Raw genomic sequence first — 24,600 nt, 5'->3', positions numbered from 1 at the left:
AAAGAAAAATCGAGATTACATTTTTTCTATGCTAACAATAATTTTAAGTGAAAATACTTTTTTATTAAACCAACACCCCCTTAACTTCCCCATTCCAACAGAAAAATTGATTTCTGTACTGGATACAACGCATCGGGTTTTAAACTGCGAAACCAATACAATCTATGTTTGGGATGAACTTGGTATCACAGCCTATGCTAAACAAGATCATCTTATTGATACAATTGATGTTTCATTTAAACGTCGAGAAAATGATGCCGCTCCAAAACATGCCTTTAAGGGACAATTCCATTACGGCCAACATGAAGCAATCTCTTATTTTTTTAAACATCCTGAGTTACGTATTCCTATTTATGAAGGCGACCGCAACAAAGCCTTAGTTGCACATGACGTTTATGCATGGTTTCATGGCGATTTAAAAAACCAGCAAATCGATGGGATTAGTTTCTCAGCCTATATTAAATCTGAAATACCAGAACCCTTAGCCTTAGCTCCAGAATATGCCCATTTTCAAACCCTATGGTCAAATTGGCTCAATGCAATTCATAGTATCGTTCCCCAACACAATAATTATTATAATTTAAAGCACGGTATACAGCGTCAAGACATTCAGGAAATCCACATGCAAAATGAGATGCATATGCCTGAAGTTTTAACCAGTTTTTATAAAGTTCATAATGTGTATTGGAATCCGGTTACAGCTATCTTTACTTTTTTTGTGAAGGGCTGGAATTACGATTTACTACCTTTTGAAGATATTTATAAGCATTGGCAACATAATGTTGAACTCAATACTGGAGAAAATCTCGATCACTCGAATTACCCAAATTATGATGTTCGAACAAAAATAAGTGACTATACCAATCCCAACTGGATTCCGTTTGCAGAAGGGAGAAATGGTGATTATTTAATGATTGATCTTGATCCTAGTGAACAAGGACAATATGGTCAAATTATTGAATTACAAAATGAATCTTGGGAACGAAATGTTATTTCAAGCTCTTTAGAGGATTTCATTAAAATCAACATCGACCAATTAAAAAAATCTGATGATATTCGTTACGCATTCATTTTAGACAATGGTTAAATCATTCGATCTATGATTCCTAATCACTCCCCCCACTTCGCCATCATCGGTGCAGGAACCGCAGGATTAGCCACTGCGATTTTACTGGTTCGACAAAATATTCAAGTCAGTATTTTAGAGAAAGCCTCGGAACTTGAACCTGTCGGAGCAGGACTGTTACTACAGCCCTCAGGTTTAGCTGTTTTTGAGCATTTAGGCCTTTTAGATGAGGTTTTAAGACTGGGTGCAAAAGTCACTGGGCTCAAAGGTCAGTTGCCGAGTGGCAATTTACTGGTCAATAGTCATTATCAACAAGCGCATCCTGATTTTTATGGTGTAGGTATCCATCGAGCAACCTTATGCCATGTTTTAGAAAATAAATGCCGTGAATATTCCGAACTGATTACTTGGCAAATGAATACCGACATTCAAAAATTAGAAGAAATATCCAATCAAATTCGAGTTTTGGGTACAAAAGATGGTGAAGCATTTGATCAAGCTTTTGATGCTGTGATCATTGCCAATGGCGCACGCAGCCTTTTAAGACCGAAAGAATGGGTAAAGGTTGATCAAGCTTATCCTTGGGGAGCCAAATGGACAATTGTTCCCGAATGTCTTGAATTAGATACAGAAATTTTACATCAGTTTCATGATCGCTCTAAAATCATGATGGGAATCTTACCGACAGGTACAGTGCCACATGAACCCAAGCAAAGACTGTCGAGTGTATTTTGGAGTCTTCCAAGCCATCAGCTAAATAACTTTCTACACAATTCACAAGCTTACTCAGACTGGTTAAACCAAGTGTCTAAGCGTTGGAAACCTGCTGCAGATTGGTTAGAACAAGTCATTTCCCAGCCTGAACAAAAATCACAATGGTTGACGGCAAATTATCGTGATGTGGTGCTGTCTAAGTTTGGTGAGGGTCGTATTGGTGTCATGGGTGATGCAGCACATGCGATGAGTCCACAACTGGGGCAAGGTGCAAATATGGCTCTTTTAGATGCATGGGCTTTGGGGCAAGCGGTTCAAAGTGTAAGAAAAAATGAAAACATTGATTATGTTCAACTCTGGCAAACGTATCATCAACACCGTCAAAGTTCGACGGCGTTCTATCAATTTTTAAGTCGTTTACTCACACCACTTTACCAATCTGACCTATGGTGGGCAGGTGGTTTACGTGATTTAAGCTTTGCTTGGATGTATCGAATCCCCTATTTCCGTAAAGAAATGGCGGTGACGATTTCAGGTTTAAAATTAGGCATGTTCAGTCAAATGAACTATCGGGATATTGCAAAACAAAACAATCATTCTGTGTAGAATGCGATGACAATCATCGTCATCCGCTTTGGATGGGTGACTGATGGTTGAATTTCTAAAATATATCAATTAAGCCGCTGTGAGATAACTGTAGAAAGTTTCTCCTCTATTCTGTTTAAATCACGTAGACTATAGCGCGCTACGTTAACATCGTAACACTCTCAATATTTATTCGCTTGGTGAAATCTTATGAACAATTTGCAATGGCTCGATGAAGTAAAATTTAACGAACAAGGTTTAGTCCCTGCCATTGCACAGCATCACCAAACGGGACGTGTCTTGATGGTTGCATGGATGAACCGTGAAGCTTTGGCTTTGACGGCTGAGAAAAACCAAGCCGTATATTTCTCTCGTTCACGCAACAAGTTATGGCATAAAGGCGAAGAATCTGGGCATTTTCAAACCGTACATGAAATTCGTCTCGACTGCGATGCCGATGTAATTGTGCTGCAAATTGAACAGCACGGCGGAATTGCCTGTCACACAGGGCGTGAATCATGCTTCTACCGTAAACTCACGCCAAATGGCTGGGAAATTGTGGATGCACAGCTCAAAGACCCGAACGCGATTTATGGCGAAAAATCGAAAAATCCACATACATTGGCAATGAATGCCTCAACGGCTCAGTCTGAGCAAGTTGAAGTTTTGTCCTACCTCGGTCAAATGATGGCTGAGCGTAAAGCAGCTGATCCTGACTCGTCTTATGTCGCGAAGCTGTATCATAAAGGTCTCAACAAAATTTTAGAAAAAGTCGGTGAAGAAGCGGTTGAAACCATTATCGCGGCTAAGGATTTTAAATCTGAAGCCAATGAAGACCATAAAAATGATTTGATCTATGAAGTGGCAGATCTTTGGTTCCATACGATTGTGGTTTTAGGCTATTTCGACTTAGACCCTCAAGTGGTTCTTAATGAATTGGCACGTCGTCAAGGGCTTTCTGGTTTGCTTGAAAAAGCCAACCGCAGCCACTAAGTTTATTGCCTGTGTCGAATATCATCAAACCGAGCGCGACTTATGAGCAAGCCATTGCCATTGATAACGCGCGTCTGGGCAAATCGTTTAAAGTAATTGCTTATGCAGGCACAGGTAAAACCACCACACTGCAAATGATTAGCGATGCCATGCCACAAAGTCGTGGTATGTATTTAGCGTTCAACAAAGCCATTGCCAGCGAAGCGCAAACGAAGTTTCATGGCAATGTCGACTGCCGAACCTTCCACTCGCTCGCTTTTCGCAGTGTTCCACGTGGAGTGACCGACAAACTTCGTCTGCCTCGTTTAAGTCCGAGTTTTATTGCCAAAGAATATCGTCTTGAACCGATTACCCTGAGACGGATGATGGGCGGACGTTATGAAAAATATGTATTGATGCCGTCACGCTTGGCCAGCCTTGTGGCGAATGCCGTGAGTCACTTCTGTTCAACCAGTTCTCAGTACCCAGCACCGCGACATTTACAAGCACCGAGCTGGTTGCATCCCGATGATATCGATTCACTACAAAAGCACCTCTACCCTGCCATTGAACGACGTTGGTTAGAGTCCATCGATCCCAATCATCAGGCTGGGATTGGTCACGATATTTATTTAAAACTGTGGGCGTTGTCTGAACCCAATATCCCAAGTGACTATGTGTTGTTTGATGAGGCACAAGATGCCGATCCGCTGATGTTGGGCATCTTACTGAAGCAGCGTAATACACAAGTGATCTATGTCGGAGATGCACACCAACAAATTTATGCATGGCGCGGCGCAGTCAATGCCATGCAACAACTGCCTTTGCCTGAGTCACGCCTTACCACCTCGTTTCGTTTTGGTGAAGAGATTGCATTGCATGCCAATGCTATTTTAGGCGCCTTGAATGAAACCGTGCCGCTCATGGGCAACCCTCTGCTCAACTCCAAAGTGGTCAACAAACCCCATACCAAAATGCGCGATGCGATTTTATGTCGCACCAATGCGCGCGCCATGGAACTGCTGCTTTCAGGATTAGTTCATGGCGACAAAGTCAGTCTACAAGCCGACCATGTCAAACTGAACCGCTTTGTCGATGCTGCCGCAATGCTCAAACAAGGCAAGCGCGTCACCGATGTGCCTGAACTGGCCTGGTTTAATTCTTGGCATGATGTACATGAATACTGCGAAACCAATGACGGCAGTGACATCAAACCTTTAGTGAAATTGGTGGATGATCATGGCACCGATCCACTCAAAAAAGCCCTCGCGAAGATTACGCCGATTGAACAAGCGGATTATATTATTTCCACCGCACACAAAGCCAAAGGCTTAGAGTGGAACCGCGTTCACATCGAAGATGATTATCAGTTTAAGGTCAACGACAAAGACCATAAAATTAGTGATGAAGAGTTAAGACTGCTTTACGTGGCCTGTACACGTGCTAAAGTAAGTTTAAATATCCATCACATTTACGATCTGATGCAGCAGCTTAAAAAACAAATGCCAAGCTCATTACGTAAAGTTGCTGGATAGTCGAATGTAAAAATAGTCACAACCGCTGCGGGTGTTCTATGAAAATTCAATCGATTCACCTGAAACACATCCTGCATTTTGCTGACCTTAAAGTCGATTTTTCTTATCACGATAAACCCGTCACTTTAATTTTAGGCGATCAAGCCTCAGGCAAGACCTCAATCTTACGTTTTAGCTATCAGGCTCTGACTTGGTTTGCGGCCCGTTATAAAGATTTACGCTCTGCAGGTGTGGTGATGTTAGATCACGACATTATGCTGAACCGCCTACAGTCCAAAATTGATATTCAAGTTGCTGTGCCCGCTGAGTTATATGCTCTCAAACCTACGGCAGCCGATACTGCGACCGAACCTTATACATGGCAACTTTACAAAACCTTAAACCAACAAGGCATTGGCATCAGTCGAGTTGAAACCTTGGAACTCGAACAACTGGTCAATCTATATCAGCAGGCAACGTTACAAGATCCGCTGCAAGGTTTACCGTTGATTGCGTATTATCCTGCGGAACGTTTTGTCAATGAGATGAATATTCTCAGCAAGAACAATCCCCTGATTTTCCAACATGCACATGCCTATGAAATTTCAGCTATTCCCTATACCACCTTTGCGCGCTTCTTTGAGTGGTTTCGTGAAATCAGCGATATTGAAAATGCGCAAACTGCACAGTTTTTACAAACGATATTGCATCAGCCCAAAAGCATGCCACCCGATATTCCCTTAAGCTATAAACTGGCTCAGGCTCAAGCACATATCCAGTCGCCCAGCCTACAAGCACTCAAGCAAGCGTTAGCAACCGTTCTGCCCGAAATAGAAGATCTTTATCTGCAATATCATCCCAAGTTACAACTGATGGTACGCTACCATGGCAACAGCATGCTCTATCAACAGCTGTCCAATAGTATTCGCAACTGGGTAGCGCTTGTTGGCGATATTGTGCGACGTTTATGCCTACTCAACCCTGAAAGCCTGTTCCCTTGTTTAGAAGGTGACGGCGTACTGTTGATTGATGCGATTGATCATCAATTGGATCAAAATATGGCGCAAGTCATTTTAAAACGTTTAAATCAGGCTTTTCCTCGACTACAAATTATCGCTTCAGGCAACCGAAGTGAGTTGCTGGAACAAGCCAGCGAGTTTCAATGCCTCAAACTGGAAAATAAGCAATTAAGTCCTATCCAACTCGAACCACTGCAACATCAGTTCGATGTGATTTACCAAAACCTTGCCAATCATGAAGCAACGAGTGGAACTATCGAACCGATTGCGGCTGAACCCCAAGATTTAAGTGTGGCTGAATTATTCACACAGATTCAACAGCAGCTTTCTCCCGAACAGCAACAGCATTTGATTGCTTTACTCAGTGCTGAGGATGATGCTTCATCGGCAAATCCATTAACTTAGCCTGCTTAATAAACATAGCCATTTAAACCCTCAAAAACAGGCGACCAACGGTCGCTTTTTTTACATTTCTTGCACTGAGAAAGTGCCTGTCATCCACCAAGAAACGACCATCACGCGTATAATGTTTTGCGTCAGCGCAAAAAAGATTGATGTTGTTTTAGTCATGTTATATGATCGGTTTTACTTGCAAATTTCTAACTGAAATCGGATTTTGCTATAACGCTTCATGAGTTGCGCAACACAACTTCATTATTTTTAAATTTCACATTGGCTTTCAAGATTGAAACTCTTGGGCTGCTCCTTGCAGTCCTGTAATCCTTGAAAGATGAGATTCACCAATAGGTTTCGACCTATTCACGACAATGGAAACGAGTGTGCTACCGATTATTATATTGTTACCGTTAATACTTGGCACAACCCTTGTCTCATTACTGAAGCAGAGCTCACGCAGGTTAACCGCCTTCGCAGCTGTTGGGGTCAGTATGACAAGTTTAGGCTTATTACTGACCCAAGCACGAGAGGTGTTTAATGGCGCTGTCATTACGCAGTCATGGTCATGGTTGCCGCAGCTTGGAATTGACTTCAGCTTCCGTCTAGACGCATTAGGCCTCCTCTTTGCCTTACTGATTAGCGGCATCGGAACGCTCATTTATATTTATGCCTATTTTTATTTAGGCCCAAAAAATTCTCTCAATAAACTCTATCTACTGCTCATGTTGTTCATGGCAGCCATGTTCGGGATTTCACTCTCCAATAATTTAATTTTACTCCTCGTTTTTTGGGAGTTGACCAGTATCTCCTCTTTTCTGTTGGTCGGTTATTGGAGCAATTACGACGCGGCGCAACGTGGCTCACGAATGGCATTGACCATTACGGGTATGGGCGGATTAGCCATGCTAGGTGGTTTCATCTTACTCGGCCAAATCACAGGTACCTACGAGATTGATCAAATCTTGACGATGACAGCACAAATTCAAAGTCATGCTTTATTTGTTCCTACGTTGCTGCTGATTTTACTCGGTGCTTTTACCAAAAGTGCACAATTTCCATTCCATTTTTGGTTGCCCAACGCGATGGCAGCCCCAACCCCCGTGTCTGCTTATTTACACTCAGCAACCATGGTAAAAGCGGGTATTTTCTTGGTGGCACGACTGTTACCCATTTTTGCAGGTGCAGCACTGTTCCATAATTTGGTCACCTTTATTGGCCTGTTTACTCTGTGTATGGCTGCATTTTTTGCCATCTTTAAAGAAGACCTGAAAGGTTTATTGGCCTATTCAACCATCAGTCATCTCGGCTTGATCATGTGTCTCTTGGGGATCGGATCACCATTAGCTGTGGCTGCGGCTATTTTCCATATTATTAACCATGCCACCTTTAAAGCAGCGCTGTTCATGATCGCAGGTATTATCGATCATGAGTCAGGCACACGTGATTTACGTAAGCTTAGTGGGTTATGGCAACTGCTACCTTATACTGCGACTTTGACGATGGTCACTGCAGCGTCGATGGCCGGCGTGCCCTTGACCAACGGTTTCTTATCTAAGGAAATGTTCTTTACTGAGCTGCTTAGTAATCTATCTGGCCCTGTGCTCATCTGCTCCGCAATTGTCGCGACACTGGCGGGGATTTTTGCAGTGGCTTACTCTGTGCGTTTGGTGCATGGGGTTTTCTTCGATGGCCCAGTGGGCAAACAAGTTCCGAACAAGGATGCACATGAGCCGCCGTTTGGCATGCGTGCACCAGCTACTTTACTAGCGTTTCTGTGTATTTTAGTCGGCTTATTCCCTGCCCTATTGGTTGAAAAGATAGTCAACAGTACAGCACGTGCCAGCACCCAAGTGATGAATTTTGAAGGCACACATCTTGCTCTATGGCATGGTTTTAACATGCCATTGTTGATGAGTGCTATTGCCTTGGTCGGCGGTCTGATTTTCTATTTTAGTCTGGCTAAAGGTGGCAAAATTCGAGAAATTGATCTTGATCCATATTTAGGTCGTCTACAAGGTCGAGTTGCCTTTGACTTATTCCTTAAGTCACTCCTGCTCAACTCGCGCAAATTTAAACGATTTACTGAAAACGGCAAATTACAAAGTTATATTCTTTGGATTGTGATCTTCAGTATTGCCGTAGTCGCACTTCCGTTTTTAGGACAAGGGCTGACCACGGGTAGCCGTGAACTTACCCATGCCCCTGCTTTAGCGATTGTATTGTGGCTACTGTTATTCTCTTCTTGCTGGATGATGTTGTGGTTCCACCACGAACGGATTAAAGCAGTATTGATCAGCGGTGCGATTGGTTTGGTCGTTACTATGGTCTTTATCTGCTTCTCTGCGCCTGATTTGGCTTTGACACAAATCACCGTCGATGTAGTAACCACAGTACTGTTATTAATGAGTTTATCGCTTTTACCGCAACTCACTCCCTATGAGTCAAGTGTGTCACGTCGTTGGCGAGATGCCCTCATTGCGATTGGCGGCGGGCTCGGCATTGCATGGATCACATGGCTCATCTTGACCCGTGATCACAACTCCATTTCATGGTTCTTCATGCAGCAATCGATTCCATTAGGCGGCGGAACCAACGTAGTCAACGTGATTCTGGTCGACTTCCGTGGTTTCGATACCTTCGGTGAAATTACAGTACTCGGTATCGCAGGCATTGGTGCACTGTGCTTAATGGATGGTATGCGTACTCACGGCACGACTATGACCCAAGGTCTCAGTTACCGTTTTAACCCCTCTCCGTTGATGCTTCGTATTAGCGCATCTTGGATTTTACCCATTGCCTTGGTGGTCAGTCTGTATATCTTCCTGCGTGGACACAATCTCCCTGGGGGTGGGTTTATCGCGGGTTTAATTACCGCTTTGGCCTTGATTATTCAGTACATGGCACTCGGTCAAGATCATGCGGAACAGCTGCTCAAAGCCAAGTCAGGTCGTTTGTATGAAATCTGGATTGGAACAGGTCTGGTCATTGCAGGATTAACAGGCTTAGGCGCATGGTTCTGGGGACGTCCCTTCCTCACCAGTGCACACTTTTATGTGTCGCCACCGATCTTAGGCGAAATGCACCTAGCGACAGCTGCACTGTTCGATGTCGGGGTCTATATCACGGTTGTGGGTGCGACCATGCTGCTTATTTCCGTACTCGGGGACTCGCGTCACTCTAGTATGTCTGGTCCAGTACCAAAGGGGGATTAATATGATTAGTTTAGAACTGTTACTTGCCTCCGCTATTGGTCTGTTGACTGCCACAGGCATCTATCTGATTTTACGGGCCCGTACCTTCCCTGTGGTACTTGGCTTGGCCATGATTGGTTATGCCGTCAATTTATTTTTATTTGCCATGGGGCGACTTCAACTTAATGCGCCCGCGGTACTCACGGAAGCCAGCAAAGCCACTGACCCTTTACCACAAGCTTTGGTGTTAACCGCGATTGTGATTGGCTTTGCTACCACGGCGTTTATTGTACAACTGGCTTTACGCAGTCGTTATGAAACAGGAACCGACCACGTTGACTCTAAAGAAGAAATACCACAAATTGACCCACGTGAGGATGAGCCATAATGAATGACTTCATCCAATTTTGGACCGAACACACCCCAATTTTTAGTATTTTAATTCCTGCCATTACTGCCTTTATTTTGGTGTTATTGGGTAATCCAGGATCAGGTTCTTTAGCACAAGACTGGCGACAACCTTGGCGTCGAGGTATCAGTTATACCTCTGGGCTGTTGGGCTTATTTACAGCGATCAACTATCTGATCTTTGCCAGCTCAGGGCAAATCAGTGTTTATAACCTGAGTGAATGGGCTGCACCATTTGGTATTGTTTTGGTCCTCGACCAACTGTCTGCCCTGATGCTGGTTTTAACCTACGGCTTAGCTGTTCCAGTGATGTGGTTTGCTAGCAAAGAATGGGATGAGCGCGGCCGTTATTTCCATGCCATGTGCCATTTCCTGCTGATGGGGCTAACCGGTGCCTTCCTGACAGGCGACTTATTTAACCTGTTCGTATTCTTTGAAATTTTGTTGATGGCCTCTTATGTTCTGTTACTGCATGGTCAAGGCAAAGCCCGTTTTCAACTCGGCATTCACTATGTCACCATTAACTTGTTGGCATCAGCCCTGTTTCTGATTGGTTTGGGCATGATTTATGGTAGCGTCGGCAGCCTCAATATGGCGGATGTTGCACGTCTGATGCCCTTGTTAGAAGGTGATCAACATCGTATCGCCGTTGCTGGCGGGCTGTTGTTGTTTACAGTCTTTGGCATTAAGGCAGCCATGCTACCTGTCGGTTTTTGGCTACCGAAAACCTATGCGGTTGCAACCACTCCTGTAGCAGCCCTGTTCACCATCATGACCAAAGTCGGTATTTATGCCATTTTACGTGTTAATGGTACTGTATTTGATGATGCAATTAGCCGTGAAATCCTGCAATACATTCTATTACCGATTGGCTTAATTACCTCAGTCTATGGTGTGATTGGCGCGATGGGTGCGGAACGCTTACGTCGTTTTATTGGTTTTATGATTTTGTCTTCTGTGGGCACAATTTTAATCGCCATTTCCCTGTTCAATACCTTGGCATGGGCAGCGGCACTGTATTATTTGGTGCACAGTACCATCATTGCGGCAGCTTTCTACATTTTAAGTGGTTGGATTACCTCTCAACGTGGTGAGTTTAAAGACCATTTTAAAATTGCGCCGCAAATGAAACAGCATAAGGTGGTGGCGTTAACCTATTTCACCATTGCCTTGATGATGGCCGGTTTACCACCCTTTAGTGGTTTCTTAGGCAAAGTGTTTATTCTTCAAGCCACCGCACACTCACCGTATCAATTGCTAATTATTGTGACCGTTTTAGTGGTGAGCTTATTGAGTATAATCGCGTTTACACGTGTGGGTTTCGTGATTTTTTGGCGCGCAACCAAACCTGAAGACAACCCTGATGAAGCTGCTTATGCCGCTTACCAAGCCTTGCCTGATCAAGCACCGAAGCGCAATGACAAAACCATTTATCTATTGTTGCTAGGTTTAATGGCTTATATGGTTTTTGCAGGTCCGATTCAAAAGTACACTTACCAAACGGCTGAGCAAATCCAAAATAATGCGCTCTACGAACAGGCTTTACTCAAAACTGATGAGCATGGACAAACCATTAGCGTACAACCTTTCGACAGTGAAAATTTACCCGAGACCAAATATGGTGGCGAACGTGTGGATCCAAATGCACATTTGATTCCATATTTAATTTCAGAAGAGACACTGAAAGGCGAACATATTTCCGAATACAAAAAACGCCAAATGCAACAGCAACAACAGGCTGAAGTGAATCCCGATGCTGAAAGCCTACAACCGATGGTGGAGCCTTAAACATGAAAAAAACGTCGTTTTTGGAGCGTTGGTTACCCCACCCTTTTGTCTCGGTGATTGTTGCGCTGAGCTGGGTGATGTTGGCACATAGTGTCGACGCAGCCAGCTTAGTGATGGCATTTTTACTGGCCATTTTTATTCCGCGTCTGATCAGACCATTCATTACTTACACTCCAAATATTGAATGGAAAGCGGCGGTGAAACTATTTTTTGTGGTGTTATACGACATTGTCATGTCGAATATTCAAGTGGCTAAATTAGTCCTTGGTCCGATTGATCGTCTACAACCGAAGTGGTTTCGCGTTCCGCTGGAAACACAACATGAGGAAGTAAACACCTTACTGGCGATGATTATTACCACCACACCAGGCACAGTTTCAGCAGGGATTGATCAAGATCGCGGGGACATTTTAGTTCATGCCCTCAGCACCGATGATGAAAATGCCGAGATTGAAAATATTAAAGCGCGTTATGAAAAACCGTTGATGCAAATTTTTGGCGTCGAAGCAGGAGACAAAGCATGACCATTTTGCCTTATGCCCTCGGCATTTGTTTAATCGCCGTCACCATTTCAATGTTACTGTGCTTAATTCGCTTAATCATCGGCCCATCAATTGTAGACCGACTCTTAGCACTCGATACACTCTTTTTAAATGCAATCTGCCTCATTATTATATTAGGCATTTACTGGGCCAGCACTTCATTATTTGAAGGTGCTCTTTTGGTTGCGATGCTCGGCTTTGTCTCTACAGCCGCTTTAGCACGCTACTTCACCTCAGGTCATGTGATTGACTAGGAGAGAGATCGATGCAACTTACGATGGAAATTTTAGTCTCAATTTTTCTCATGATCGGTACTTTCTTCATGCTGGTCGGAGGAATTGGAATGGTACGCCTACCCGATTTATTCATGCGCCTGCATGCCCCAACCAAGTCCAGTACCTTAGGCTTAGGGAGCTTCTTGATCGCGGCAATGATCTATTCTGCATTCCAAGGACGCTTTGGTTTTGCTGAGCTGTTATTAACGCTGTTTGCCTTCTTAACTGCACCTGTATCGGCGAATTTGATGGCGCAAGCGGCGCTACATTTACGCTTACGCTCGCTGAGTGGTGACGTTCCAGAAGCACTCAACCGTCCACTACCTTGGCAACGCACTCGTCGCAGAGCTTTTAGCAATAAGCATGAAGACACTGAACATCGTCTTTAAACGCTTGTGGTGTTAAGGAAATAAAATAAATACATTTTAGCGCTTCAGCATTGACATGGTGGTGTTGCGCTAATTTGAACATTGTACTGATGATAAGGTTCAAACTTATTAGATAGTGTCACATCCAGCACATTGACCAATATAGGTGGGCTGATCAATCTACTCAAAAATTAAAATGATCAAAGTGTTCCCCCTAGTGAATCATTGCCCATATCAATCCAGTCCACAGCAACTTGATGGTCAAAATAATCCCTAAAAGCAACCTCCTATTCCCCTATCATAATCCTATGCAATATCACTCAAGTCTTAATCTAGCTCCAGCCATTACTCCGCATAAAAAAAGCCACCCGAAGGTGGCTTTTTGATTCAGTTAGACTGAATTATTCATCATCTTTGTTTGCTTCGTCAGCAGGTAAATCCTTTACTGCTTCAGCAATCAGGCCAAACATATAGTTACCATATGCATTGGTTTTATCGTAATGGAAACGCAAACGCGGTGTAATACGTGTCTTAATACGACGGCCGAGTTCGTGACGTAAGAAACCAGATGCTTTGTTCAGCACATCTAGCGTTTCTTTATTGGCTGCTTCACTTTGCTCATCGCCAAGCTCACGACCCATCACAGTCACATATACTTCAGCATAACCTAAGTCTGGACTAACCTTCACCGCAGAGATGGTCACAAGACCACCTAAGCGTGGATCTTTCAACTCTTGGCGAATTAGTTCAGACAACTCACGTTGTACTGTATCCGCCATGCGCTTAAGACGTTGACTACCCGCCATTAAAGACTCCGTTTGATCAATTGAACATCATAGACTTCGATCTTGTCTTTTTCTTTGATGTCTTTATAACCTTTAACCGCAAGACCACATTCCATACCTGCGCGAACTTCTTCAACCACTTCTTTATAGCGACGAAGTGACTCAAGCTCACCTTGGAATACCACCACGTCATCACGAAGGACACGAATTGGTTTATTACGGTGTAACATACCTTCAAGTACCATACAGCCTGCTGCTGCACCAAACTTACTTGAGTGGAACACTTCACGTACTTCAGCCACACCCAGAATAGTTTCACGGTGTTCTGGCGCAAGCTTACCGCTCATCGCTGCTTTCACATCATCAATCAATTGGTAGATGATTGAGTAGTAACGAATGTCGATGCCATCAGCATCCGCTTTTTGACGCGCTGCGTTATCCGCACGTACGTTAAAGCCAAGAAGAACAGCTTCAGAAGATTCCGCTAGTGTCACATCAGATTCGGTGATCGCACCAACACCTGAGCCAATAACACGGACTTTAACTTCGTCTGTTGCAAGGTCAGCAAGAGCAACGTGTAATGCTTCCAATGTACCACGTACATCAGTTTTCAATACCACATTGACGATAGGCACATCTTTCTTGCCCATAGACGCCATGATATTTTCAAGACGCATTGCGCTTTGACGCTCAAGACGTTTTTGACGCTCACGATCCATACGCGCATCGGCAACTTCACGTGCTTTCTTCTCGTCATTCACAACAAGAACTTCATCACCCGCCATTGGCGCTTCAGGTAGACCTAAAATTTCAACTGGAATTGAAGGACCTGCAGATTGAATACGTTTACCGTTTTCATCTGTCATCGCACGTACGCGACCATAAGATGCACCCGCAAGAACAAGGTCACCTACTTTCAATGTACCGTTTTGAACAAGGATAGACGTTACCGCACCACGGCTGTTGTCTACACGTGCTTCAATCACGACACCTTGAGCAGCACCTTCTTCAGATGCTTTCAACTCAAGTAATTCAGCTTGGATTGAAATAATATCTAAAAGCTCATCAATACCTTGACCTGTATGTGCTGAAACCATTGCAACAGGAACGTCACCGCCCCATTGTTCAGGAACGATTTCTTTCACAGTCAATTCATTCAATACGCGATCTGGATCAGCAGATTCTTTATCCATCTTGTTGATTGCAACAATAATTGGTGTACCTGCAGCACGTGCGTGATCAATCGCTTCAGCTGTTTGTGGCATTACACCATCATCCGCTGCAACAACCAATACCACGATGTCTGTCGATTTCGCACCACGTGAACGCATTGCAGTAAATGCTGCGTGTCCCGGGGTATCTAAGAATGTGATAATACCTTTATCCGTTGTTACATGGTACGCACCGATGTGCTGAGTGATACCACCCGCCTCACCAGCTGCCACTTTTGAACGACGAATGCGGTCAAGTAACGATGTCTTACCATGGTCAACGTGACCCATGATGGTCACAACAGGAGGACGAGTCGTTTGAGCGCCACGTGCTTCTTCTGCTGCTTCAAGTAAGTTATCTTCAGCTTGCGTATCTGATACAAGAACTGGGTTATGGCCCATTTCTTCTACGATTAATGCTGCAATTTCTTGGTCAATCGCTTGGTTCTGAGTAACAAGCTCACCCATTTTCATGAGTGACTTAATTACTTCACGTACCTTAACTGCCATTTTCGCAGCCAAGTCAGCAACCACAATGGTTGAACCAATTTCAACATCATAAACTTGCTTTTTAACAGGTTTTTCAAAACCATGCTTGTTTGCAGAGCTTGTTTTCAAACCACGTTTATGCGAGTTATCACGGAAAGATTGCTCTTCACCACGACGACCACCTTTCTTCGGTGCACGTGTAGCTGGCGTATTGGTACCACGTTTGATATCGCGGTCTTCTTTCGCAAATGAGTCTTCATATGCTTGACCAACCAGACCCGCAGCAAGTGGAGAATCATCCACTACACGAATGGTCGCAGTTGCATCTTCGTTTGAATACTTAGATGCCATTTGACGCATTTGTTCAAGTGTACGTTGCTGCGCTTCTTCAGCTGCCTTACGACGTGCTGCTTCTTCAGTCGCTTTTAATTGAGCGGCTTGAGCTTCACGTGCTTTTTTCTGTTCAGGTGTTTCAACAACTTTAACTTGTGCTTTAACCACAGGCTTATTGTTTGATTTACGCTTCACAACTACCGCAGCTTTTGCTACTTCTTGCTTCGTCGTTTCTTGCTTTGCAGCAGCACGCATCGCTTCAAAGTTTGCAGCCGCTTTATTTACTACTGGAGTTTCAGCTTTTGGTTCAACCATAGCTTGAACGTTCGCACGAGCTTGTTGCTCAGCTTGCGCTTTTGCCAAAGCTTCCGCTTTAATTTGTTCTGGATCTGGCTTGGTAAATGTATGTTTCTTGCGAACTTCTACATTAATCGTTTTTGCCTTACCTGAGGTACTCGCTACTTTAGCGGTACTGGTCGTTTTACGTTTCAACGTGATTTTTCCTGCCTGACCATCGTCTTGACCATGAATTTTCTTCAAATGGTGCACGAGGGCATCTTGTTGTTCAGTAGAGATTATATCGTCCGATTTACGCTGTGGTAAACCAGCATCACGAACCTGCTCTAGGAGCTTCTCAACAGGGCGGTTCACACTGAGAGCTAACTCTTGTATCGTCTTATCCGTCATGTAGATCTCCTAGTTAAACCATGATTCGCGCGCTTTCATAATAAGTTGACCCGCTTTCTCTGTACCCAGACCTTCAATATCAGCAATATCGTCAGTCGCTTGGTCAGCCAAGTCATCAATTGTGATGACACCACGTGCTGCAAGTGCATAAGCAATCTCTTGCGTCATCCCTTCCATTGCAACGAGTTCCGCGCTTGGATCTTGGATGTTTTCTTGCTGCTGTAATGCATCAGCCAATGCAACTTCTTTGGCACGACTTTGAAGTAATTCAACAACTTCAGCATCTAGCTCGATTTCGTCAAATGTTTCAGCTGGAACATAAGCAATCTCTTCTAAAGAAGTAAAGCCCATTTCAACCAATGCCATTGCCAAATCTTCTTCAATATCTAGACGCGATACAAATAGGTCTAAGTATTGTTGTGCTTCATTTTGCTGACGAGCATGATACTCATCTTCAAGCATCATGTTGAGTTTGTAACCTGTCAGTTCAGAGGCTAAACGTACGTTTTGACCTTGTGAACCAATCGCACGCGCCAATTGATCGCTAGTTGCGAAAATAATGTCCGCTGTACGTTCTTCTTCATCAATCACAATACCCGATACATCTGCTGGCTCTAAAGCACTCGCAATGTACTGCGCAGGATCATCAGACCATACAACAACATCAATACGCTCACCGTTCAATTCTTGCTGAACTGCTTGGATACGTGTACCACGCATACCAATACATGCACCCACTGGATCAATACGATGATCATTGGTTTTCACAGCAATTTTAGCACGAACGCCAGGTTGACGCGCTGCCGCTTTAATCTCAATGATTTCTTCAGAAATTTCAGGAATTTCTTTCTTCATCAAAGCGATGAGCATTTCAGGTTTGGCACGTGACAATTGTAGTTGAGCACCACGACCTTCACGATTCACATTGAACAAAATCGCATTTACACGTTGCTTCGGACGCAAAATTTCTTTTGCAATCATTTCTTCACGTGCAAGATACGCTTCAGCATTGTCACCAAGGTCAATGATAAAGCCATCTTTGGTTTGCTTTTTCACTTCACCGTAGATCAACTCACCCACTTTAGACTCGTAGGCATCTGCAATCAGCGCACGTTCAGCTTCGCGAATCTTTTGAACAATCACTTGTTTTGCAATTTGCGCCGCAATACGACCGAAGTCAATTGAAGGCACTTCAAGCTCACGAATATCACCAATCGACCATTGTGCAGGATCAACATCTGAAATCGCATCTTGACATGCTGGCATCTCATGATCTTCATCCGCAACCACTTCCCATTGACGGAAAGTGCTGTATTCACCCGTTTTACGATCAATCTCTACACGAAGCTGAGCTTCTTCAGAGTTTGTTCCTTCGTAAAATTTCTTTTTAGTCGCAGCAACAAGCGCTTGTTCTAAGGCTTCGAAAATCGCTTCACGAGGTACACCTTTTTCATTACTAACCGTTTCAACTACGGTAAGAATTTCACGTGCCATAAGCCACCTATTCGTTCAGATTCTTATTTATTAAATGAATTAATCTTGATAGACCAAATTGGCTTTATCAATATTATTACTATCGATTTCAAGCACCTGTTGCTTTTCCACTTCGACTTGAATCATTTCAGCTTCAAGATCTACAGCAACCAATTTAGCTTGGAATTTACGACGGTTATCGACCGCACTGATCAAACGGAAAGCGATCTGTTGACCAATATATGCAGGTAATTGTTCAAGTTGGAAAAATGGACGATCCCAACCCGGAGATGACACTTCAAGTGCATATTCACCTGAAATTGGATCATGAACATCCATCATTGCGCCGACTTGCTGGGTCACGCGTACACAGTCTTGTACGCCGATGCCACGGCCCTGCTCTTCTTCACCATCTTCATTGATGATGGGTTCTGCATTTTCGTCGACAGCTTTGTCGATATAAATGCGCAATAAAGAACGTTTTCCTTGAGGAAGGAATTCAATCCCCCAAAGATCAACACCACAGGCTTGCACTGCAGGAGCAATTAAGTCTTGGAGTGCTTGAGTTTTATTTGATAGCTTCATTTACTCTCGTCATTTTTGTGCGATTCAATGGCCGAAACAGACCACTACAAGCCAATACAAACTATAGTAGTAGTGGAACATGACACTTTGACTTTCACCGTATCCGGCTCACATCGACACTACACGATAGCCAATAAAAAAGGGCGTAATCGCCCCAATTATTGCACAGAAAATTAATATCCACTGTGCAAAAAGGCCCACCTTGTTGTGAGCCTCTTTTTAGAAACTTGGTAGCGGGAGCTGGATTTGAACCAACGACCTTCGGGTTATGAGCCCGACGAGCTACCAGACTGCTCCATCCCGCATCAACGTGCAAAAATTATATACAAATATGAACTATTTTTCAATCTAAATACTTCGTACTTGCTCTGATTTAGTTGCACCTAAATCAAATTGGTAGCGGGAGCTGGATTTGAACCAACGACCTTCGGGTTATGAGCCCGACGAGCTACCAGACTGCTCCATCCCGCAACAAAACGCAAAAATTATTCAATTTAATCACTTAAACTGCTTATTTTAGTTTGCATCTAAAATAAGATTGGTAGCGGGAGCTGGATTTGAACCAACGACCTTCGGGTTATGAGCCCGACGAGCTACCAGACTGCTCCATCCCGCAACAAAACGCAAAAATATTCTTAACTTAATGACTTAAGTTACTCACCTTAGTTTGCATCTAAAATAAGATTGGTAGCGGGAGCTGGATTTGAACCAACGACCTTCGGGTTATGAGCCCGACGAGCTACCAGACTGCTCCATCCCGCATCAACAGAATTTGCTGCATACACCAACTTAATCTTCTGGATTCATAAGTTGGTGCGGAAGGGGGGACTTGAACCCCCACGCCCGAAAGCACTACCACCTCAAGGTAGCGTGTCTACCAATTCCACCACCACCGCAGCTGTGACGCATTCTAGTAGCATCGTCACAAAAAAGAAAGGACTAATTCCAATTATTCGCTTGTTTTAGGTGCAGCTGGCGAAGTTTCAGTCGATTGTGCAGGTGCAGAACTTGTCGTTTGCACTGACTTTAAGCTATAGGCATCTGTGGTTTGCTTTTTGGCAAACACAGCCAACGACAAACTGGTGATAAAAAACAAGGCCGTCAAAACCGCAGTCAATCGGGTCAAGAAATTACCTGAACCTGATGCACCAAATACAGTTGCAGCACCGCCACCACCAAACGAAGCACCAGCATCTGCACCTTTACCATGCTGGACCAAAATCAGCACGATCATCAACACAGCTAAGATAATATGTACTACCAGCACAAAAGTTTGCATGCTGAACTCCTAATTATTTTGTATTTGCAAATGCTTCGACAATTTTATAAAACGACGTTGCATTTAAAGATGCCCCACCGACGAGTGCACCATTGATATCTGGACAGGCCGCTAACTCTACTGCATTTTCAGCTTTTACACTACCACCATATAAAATGGCCATGTTCCCGCCATGACTGGTAATTTGCGTGAGGCCTTCACGGATTTTCGCATGCATGGCTTGTGCATCTTCTGGTGAAGCAGTTTTTCCTGTACCAATGGCCCAAATTGGCTCATAGGCAATCACAATATGAGGCCACTGCTCTGCCGTTACCACACTGGCTAAGTCGCAAATTTGTTGTAAAACCACTACTTCTGCCTGACCAGATTCACGCTGTTCTAAGCTTTCACCGACACAGTAAATGACTTTTAAACCCGCATTTAAGGCATTTTGAGCTTTCGCATTTAAAATTGCTGCGCTTTCAGCAAAATATTCACGACGTTCTGAGTGACCAATTAAAACATATTCAATTTGACTATCTTTGAGCAGTTCTGCACTCACCTCACCAGTATATGCACCCATGTTACCAAAACGCGATACATCCTGCGCTACAGTAAAAACTGAACGTGCAGCATTCGCCAATTCAGCCTGCATTGAAGTCAAAGCCAGCGTCACAGGCGCAAGCCCAATATTACATTTTTCTTCTGCTATTTCATTCTCTTGCAAGAGCTGTTTAAATTCTTGAAGCAATTGCTTGGCATCTGCCTGCATTGGGTTCATCTTCCAATTGCCGACAACCCATGGCTTAATCGTCGAACCCGACATACAGCACCCTATTCAAAACAGTTCATTAAAACGGCCTCATTCTACACGGTATTTATTTTTCAAAGATAGTTTTCTTCTAGAATTTCTTCGGCAATCAAAATAATACGAATGAAAATAAAGACATCTTTTTGTAAAAAAATCGCCTGCTATCACGACCAGTTCATGCTTTTAATCGATATTAAGGTGGTGACAACACTTTCAGATATGGTATTTTTGTGCAACAAAAGTATAATTTTACGATACCAATTATAAACAATTGAGAAGTTAAGGATCTGGGGAATGTCAGTATCAAATGGTTTGCCTAAGTTCACAGGCTTCATTCGACGCTTAGTCGAAGACGGACGCATGACTGCTGAAAATATGCAGCAGGCAATGCTCTCTGCAAAAAAGGCTCAGCAAGACATCGTTCCTTATCTGATTGAAAATCATAAACTCTCCCCACAAATGATCGCTGAGACGATTTCTTTGGAGTTTGGAGAGCCTGTTTTTGACTTAAGTGTCTATGATTCTGTACAAATTCTACGGGATCTGGTCGAAGACAAACTCATCACCAAGCATCGTGTATTGCCGATATACCGTCGTGGCAATATTCTCTATATCGCTACCAGCAATCCAACCAACATGGATGCGATGGACGCGATTCGCTTCAATTCTAAAATGAATATTGAAGCGATTATTGTTGAACATCCCCAGCTTGAAAAACTGATCGAACAAAATTTTGCGCAGGCTGATAGCTTTGAATTTTCTGATGAAGATATTGATTTAGACTTAGAGCAAGACCCTCAGAACTCTAATGACGAAGAAGACGATTCACCTCAAGGCGATGAAGCACCGATCGTCAAATACATCAATAAATTACTGATCGATGCGATTCGTATGGGCGCATCAGATTTACACTTTGAGCCTTATGAGAAATCTTACCGTGTCCGTTATCGTGTAGATGGGGTTCTGCGTCACATTGCCAGCCCACCACTACAACTGGCGACTCGTCTTGCTTCACGTTTAAAAGTTATGTCACAAATGGACATCTCTGAAAAGCGCGTCCCGCAAGATGGTCGTATTAAATTAAAGCTGTCAAAAAGTAAAGCCATCGACTTCCGTGTCAACTCACTTCCAACCTTGTTTGGTGAAAAATTGGTTCTGCGTATTCTCGATCCATCTAGTGCTATGCTAGGGATCGATGCTTTAGGTTATGAACCAGACCAAAAAGACCTATTTATGCAGGCTTTAGACAAACCGCAAGGCATGTTGTTAATTACTGGCCCGACAGGTTCAGGTAAAACGGTATCGTTGTATACAGGTTTGAATATTCTAAATAAAGAAGACACCAATATCTCAACTGCGGAAGACCCTGTTGAGATTAACTTAGAAGGCATTAATCAGGTCAATGTGAACAATAAAGTCGGCCTCACCTTCTCTGCTGCGCTGAAGTCCTTCTTACGTCAAGATCCTGATATTGTAATGGTGGGTGAGATTCGTGACCTTGAAACGGCTGAAATCGCGATTAAAGCCGCGCAAACAGGTCACATGGTCATGTCGACACTCCACACCAATAGTGCACCTGAAACCCTGACACGCTTACGCAATATGGGGGTTCCATCTTTTAACATTGCGACCTCGGTCAATTTGGTAATTGCACAACGTTTAGCACGCCGCTTATGTAGCCAATGCAAAGCCTCTGTCGATATTCCTGAACAAAGTTTGCTCGAAATGGGCTTTACTCCAACAGATATCAAAGATCCAGACTTCAAAGTTTATCAACCGGTGGGGTGTGCTGAGTGCCGTGAAGGCTATAAAGGACGTGTTGGTATTTATGAAGTTATGAAAGTCACGCCAGAAATTTCAAAAATTATTATGGAAGATGGCAATGCCTTACAGATTGCTGAAGCATCTGCAAAATTAGGATTTAACAATTTACGTCGTTCAGGTTTACTCAAGGTTATGCAGGGGGTCACTTCCTTACAAGAAGTGAATCGTGTAACCAGCGAATAGTTGAAATATTGAAAGAATAAGGATAAATGCATGGCTGTCAAAAAAGCACAGATGATGCCAACCTTCAATTATGAAGGGATTGATCGTAAAGGGGCAAAAATTAAAGGGGAATTGCCTGCACGTAATCTTGCCCTCGCCAAAGTTACTTTGCGCAAACAAGGGATTACCATCAAGAGTATTCGAGAAAAGAAAAAGAATATTCTTGAAGGCATAATGAAGAAAAAAGTGACGACACTGGACATCACAATTTTCACCCGACAGCTCGCAACCATGATGAAAGCGGGTGTACCGCTGGTACAAGGTTTCGAAATTGTGGCTGAAGGCTTAGAAAACCCGTCTATGCGTGAAGTTGTACTGGGCATTAAAGGTGAAGTCGAAGGTGGTAACACCTTTGCTGGAGCACTCAAAAAATATCCGCAATATTTCGACAATTTATTCTGTTCATTGGTTGAATCAGGCGAACAATCAGGTGCACTTGAGACCATGCTGGATCGTGTGGCGGTCTATAAAGAAAAAAGTGAATTACTAAAACAAAAAATTAAAAAGGCCATGAAGTACCCAGCAACCGTGGTTGTGGTTGCTGTGATCGTAACCATTATTTTGATGGTCAAAGTTGTCCCAGTGTTCCAAGATTTATTCAGCTCCTTTGGTGCAGACTTACCTGCATTCACCCAAATGGTGGTAAATATGTCTGAATGGATGCAGAAATACTGGTTCATTTTGATTATTGTCGTTGGTGTTGTGATTACAGCTTTACTCGAAACCAAAAAGCGGAGTAAAAAGTTTCGTGACATGTTGGATAAAGCTGCACTGAAAGCCCCGATTTTTGGTGATTTAGTCTATAAAGCAATTATCGCGCGCTATAGCCGCACGCTGTCTACCACCTTTGCTGCGGGTGTGCCCTTAATTGATGCCCTCGAGTCTACAGCAGGCGCAACCAACAATGTGGTCTATGAAGAAGCTGTGATGAAGATTCGTGAAGATGTCGCAACAGGGCAACAGCTTCAATTCGCGATGCGTGCCACCAATAAATTTCCATCAATGGCCGTACAGATGGTGGCGATTGGTGAGGAGTCTGGTGCGCTCGATGCCATGCTGGATAAAGTTGCAACTCACTATGAAAACGAAGTCGATAATGCGGTGGATGGCTTAACGGCAATGATGGAGCCTCTCATCATGGCAGTCTTGGGTGTACTTGTAGGTGGCCTAGTAATCGCCATGTATCTACCAATTTTCCAAATGGGTTCTGTGGTTTAATGCAAGAAATAATTTCCTATCTGATCAATACTCCAATGGCGCTTTATTTCGCCGTTGGAGTTTTTAGTTTGTGCATCGGTAGTTTTCTGAATGTGGTGATCTATCGCACTCCAAAAATGATGGAACAAGAATGGCGCACCGACTGCCAACTTCTGCTTCATCCTGAACAGCCTATTATTGATGAAACGAAACTCTCGTTGAGCAAGCCTGCCTCGACCTGCCCCAAATGCAAAAGTGCCATAAGCTGGTATCAAAATATCCCTGTGATTAGTTGGTTACTGCTACGAGGAAAGTGTGGCACTTGCCATAACCCGATCAGTATTCGCTACCCTGCGATTGAACTCCTGACCGCCATTTGTGCATTGGTCGTGGTTGCAGTATTTGGCCCAACGATCCAAATGCTGTTCGGTCTCGTACTCACGTACATTTTAATCGCCTTAACATTTATTGATTTTGACACTCAGCTTTTACCTGATCGTTATACCCTCACCCTTGCAGGTCTGGGTTTAGGGGTCAATAGTTATGCGATTTACACCACACCGACTGCAGCCATTTGGGGTTACATCATTGGTTTCTTATGCTTATGGATTGTCTACTATCTGTTTAAGCTCATCACAGGCAAAGAAGGCATGGGCTATGGTGACTTTAAGTTACTTGCAGCTTTAGGTGCATGGATGGGCCCTTTGCTGCTGCCGCTGATTGTGCTACTTTCCTCTTTCGTAGGTGCCATTATCGGCATCATCCTGCTCAAAGTCCGTAAAGAAAATCAGCCTTTTGCTTTTGGCCCATATATTGCCATCGCAGGATGGATTGCCTTTTTGTGGGGTGAGCAAATTATGAAAATATATTTAGGCAATTAAAATAAT

20 protein-coding genes and 5 tRNA genes are annotated in these 24,600 nt (G+C 43.6%); 14 read left to right on the top strand and 11 right to left on the bottom strand.

Annotation, left to right across the window (positions count from 1 at the left end):
- The first annotated feature begins 28 nt into the window (after positions 1-28).
- The 11 genes from GVX98_RS01560 (at position 29) to GVX98_RS01510 (ending at position 12,859) form a co-directional block, all read left to right on the top strand.
- Entirely contained in the window at positions 29-1,087 is a 1,059-nt protein-coding gene (locus GVX98_RS01560) for an SMI1/KNR4 family protein (RefSeq protein ID WP_159127075.1), read from the top strand.
- Between the two features lie 12 nt (positions 1,088-1,099).
- Positions 1,100-2,386: an NAD(P)/FAD-dependent oxidoreductase gene (locus GVX98_RS01555; RefSeq protein WP_159127074.1), complete on the top strand. Its 1,287-nt coding sequence runs from the start codon at positions 1,100-1,102 to the stop codon at positions 2,384-2,386.
- Between the two features lie 189 nt (positions 2,387-2,575).
- Positions 2,576-3,358, top strand: coding sequence for a bifunctional phosphoribosyl-AMP cyclohydrolase/phosphoribosyl-ATP diphosphatase HisIE (hisIE, locus tag GVX98_RS01550; protein ID WP_004978775.1), 783 nt, complete (start codon positions 2,576-2,578; stop codon positions 3,356-3,358).
- Between the two features lie 11 nt (positions 3,359-3,369).
- The gene (locus GVX98_RS01545; protein ID WP_159127073.1) at positions 3,370-4,872 is read left to right on the top strand and encodes a UvrD-helicase domain-containing protein; all 1,503 of its coding nucleotides are present in this window, start codon (positions 3,370-3,372) and stop codon (positions 4,870-4,872) included.
- Positions 4,873-4,910: 38 nt separating this feature from the next.
- Entirely contained in the window at positions 4,911-6,275 is a 1,365-nt protein-coding gene (locus GVX98_RS01540) for an AAA family ATPase (RefSeq protein WP_159127072.1), read from the top strand.
- 362 nt (positions 6,276-6,637) lie between these two features.
- Positions 6,638-9,478, top strand: a complete 2,841-nt coding sequence (locus GVX98_RS01535; RefSeq protein WP_159127071.1) for a monovalent cation/H+ antiporter subunit A — start codon at positions 6,638-6,640, stop codon at positions 9,476-9,478.
- Position 9,479: 1 nt separating this feature from the next.
- Positions 9,480-9,845, top strand: coding sequence for a Na+/H+ antiporter subunit C (locus tag GVX98_RS01530; protein WP_004692695.1), 366 nt, complete (start codon positions 9,480-9,482; stop codon positions 9,843-9,845).
- Positions 9,845-11,653, top strand: coding sequence for a monovalent cation/H+ antiporter subunit D (locus tag GVX98_RS01525; RefSeq protein ID WP_159127070.1), 1,809 nt, complete (start codon positions 9,845-9,847; stop codon positions 11,651-11,653). The genes GVX98_RS01530 and GVX98_RS01525 overlap by 1 nt, the downstream gene beginning before the upstream one ends.
- A gap of 2 nt (positions 11,654-11,655) precedes the next feature.
- A complete protein-coding gene (locus GVX98_RS01520; protein WP_004692699.1) occupies positions 11,656-12,177 on the top strand; it encodes a Na+/H+ antiporter subunit E in 522 nt (173 codons plus the stop codon).
- The gene (locus tag GVX98_RS01515) at positions 12,174-12,449 is read left to right on the top strand and encodes a monovalent cation/H+ antiporter subunit F (RefSeq protein WP_004692700.1); all 276 of its coding nucleotides are present in this window, start codon (positions 12,174-12,176) and stop codon (positions 12,447-12,449) included. The genes GVX98_RS01520 and GVX98_RS01515 overlap by 4 nt, the downstream gene beginning before the upstream one ends.
- An 11-nt stretch (positions 12,450-12,460) precedes the next feature.
- Positions 12,461-12,859, top strand: a complete 399-nt coding sequence (locus GVX98_RS01510; RefSeq protein ID WP_004692702.1) for a Na+/H+ antiporter subunit G — start codon at positions 12,461-12,463, stop codon at positions 12,857-12,859.
- A 380-nt stretch (positions 12,860-13,239) separates the two neighbouring features.
- Here the strand turns inward: GVX98_RS01510 and GVX98_RS01505 are convergent, their stop codons facing one another.
- The 11 genes from GVX98_RS01505 to tpiA all read right to left on the bottom strand — a co-directional run bounded on the left by GVX98_RS01505 (position 13,240) and on the right by tpiA (position 20,485).
- Positions 13,240-13,644, bottom strand: a complete 405-nt coding sequence (locus GVX98_RS01505) for a ribosome-binding factor A (protein ID WP_004978763.1) — start codon at positions 13,642-13,644, stop codon at positions 13,240-13,242.
- Complete coding sequence (gene infB / locus GVX98_RS01500; protein WP_159127069.1) at positions 13,644-16,343, bottom strand: translation initiation factor IF-2; 2,700 nt, start codon at positions 16,341-16,343, stop codon at positions 13,644-13,646. Before infB ends, GVX98_RS01505 begins: the two co-directional genes overlap by 1 nt.
- Before the next feature lie 9 nt (positions 16,344-16,352).
- Complete coding sequence (nusA, locus tag GVX98_RS01495; RefSeq protein ID WP_004692706.1) at positions 16,353-17,837, bottom strand: transcription termination factor NusA; 1,485 nt, start codon at positions 17,835-17,837, stop codon at positions 16,353-16,355.
- 39 nt (positions 17,838-17,876) lie between these two features.
- Complete coding sequence (gene rimP / locus GVX98_RS01490; protein ID WP_004692708.1) at positions 17,877-18,401, bottom strand: ribosome maturation factor RimP; 525 nt, start codon at positions 18,399-18,401, stop codon at positions 17,877-17,879.
- A 228-nt stretch (positions 18,402-18,629) separates the two neighbouring features.
- Positions 18,630-18,706, bottom strand: a tRNA-Met gene (locus GVX98_RS01485).
- Between the two features lie 89 nt (positions 18,707-18,795).
- Positions 18,796-18,872: transfer RNA gene (locus tag GVX98_RS01480), tRNA-Met, on the bottom strand.
- A gap of 68 nt (positions 18,873-18,940) precedes the next feature.
- Positions 18,941-19,017 (bottom strand) — tRNA-Met (locus GVX98_RS01475).
- A 69-nt stretch (positions 19,018-19,086) separates the two neighbouring features.
- Positions 19,087-19,163: transfer RNA gene (locus GVX98_RS01470), tRNA-Met, on the bottom strand.
- A gap of 49 nt (positions 19,164-19,212) precedes the next feature.
- Positions 19,213-19,297: transfer RNA gene (locus GVX98_RS01465), tRNA-Leu, on the bottom strand.
- 53 nt (positions 19,298-19,350) lie between these two features.
- Positions 19,351-19,680: a preprotein translocase subunit SecG gene (secG, locus tag GVX98_RS01460; RefSeq protein WP_004692710.1), complete on the bottom strand. Its 330-nt coding sequence runs from the start codon at positions 19,678-19,680 to the stop codon at positions 19,351-19,353.
- Positions 19,681-19,693: 13 nt separating this feature from the next.
- Positions 19,694-20,485, bottom strand: coding sequence for a triose-phosphate isomerase (gene tpiA / locus GVX98_RS01455; protein ID WP_159127068.1), 792 nt, complete (start codon positions 20,483-20,485; stop codon positions 19,694-19,696).
- Positions 20,486-20,764: 279 nt separating this feature from the next.
- On the opposite strand from tpiA, the gene pilB reads away from it, so the two are divergent.
- The 3 genes from pilB to GVX98_RS01440 are packed head-to-tail and all read left to right on the top strand — an operon-like array spanning position 20,765 to position 24,594.
- Complete coding sequence (pilB, locus tag GVX98_RS01450) at positions 20,765-22,477, top strand: type IV-A pilus assembly ATPase PilB (protein WP_159127067.1); 1,713 nt, start codon at positions 20,765-20,767, stop codon at positions 22,475-22,477.
- A 30-nt stretch (positions 22,478-22,507) separates the two neighbouring features.
- Positions 22,508-23,734 (top strand): type II secretion system F family protein, encoded by a 1,227-nt coding sequence (locus GVX98_RS01445; RefSeq protein ID WP_159127066.1) that lies wholly within the window; start codon positions 22,508-22,510, stop codon positions 23,732-23,734.
- Positions 23,734-24,594 (top strand): A24 family peptidase, encoded by an 861-nt coding sequence (locus tag GVX98_RS01440; RefSeq protein ID WP_159127065.1) that lies wholly within the window; start codon positions 23,734-23,736, stop codon positions 24,592-24,594. The genes GVX98_RS01445 and GVX98_RS01440 overlap by 1 nt, the downstream gene beginning before the upstream one ends.
- Positions 24,595-24,600: the final 6 nt, after the last annotated feature.

Origin of the sequence: Acinetobacter sp. 8I-beige, assembly GCF_902505955.1 — a bacterium.
Lineage (GTDB): Bacteria > Pseudomonadota > Gammaproteobacteria > Pseudomonadales > Moraxellaceae > Acinetobacter > Acinetobacter johnsonii.
This window is presented reverse-complemented; position numbering and strand designations above follow the sequence as displayed.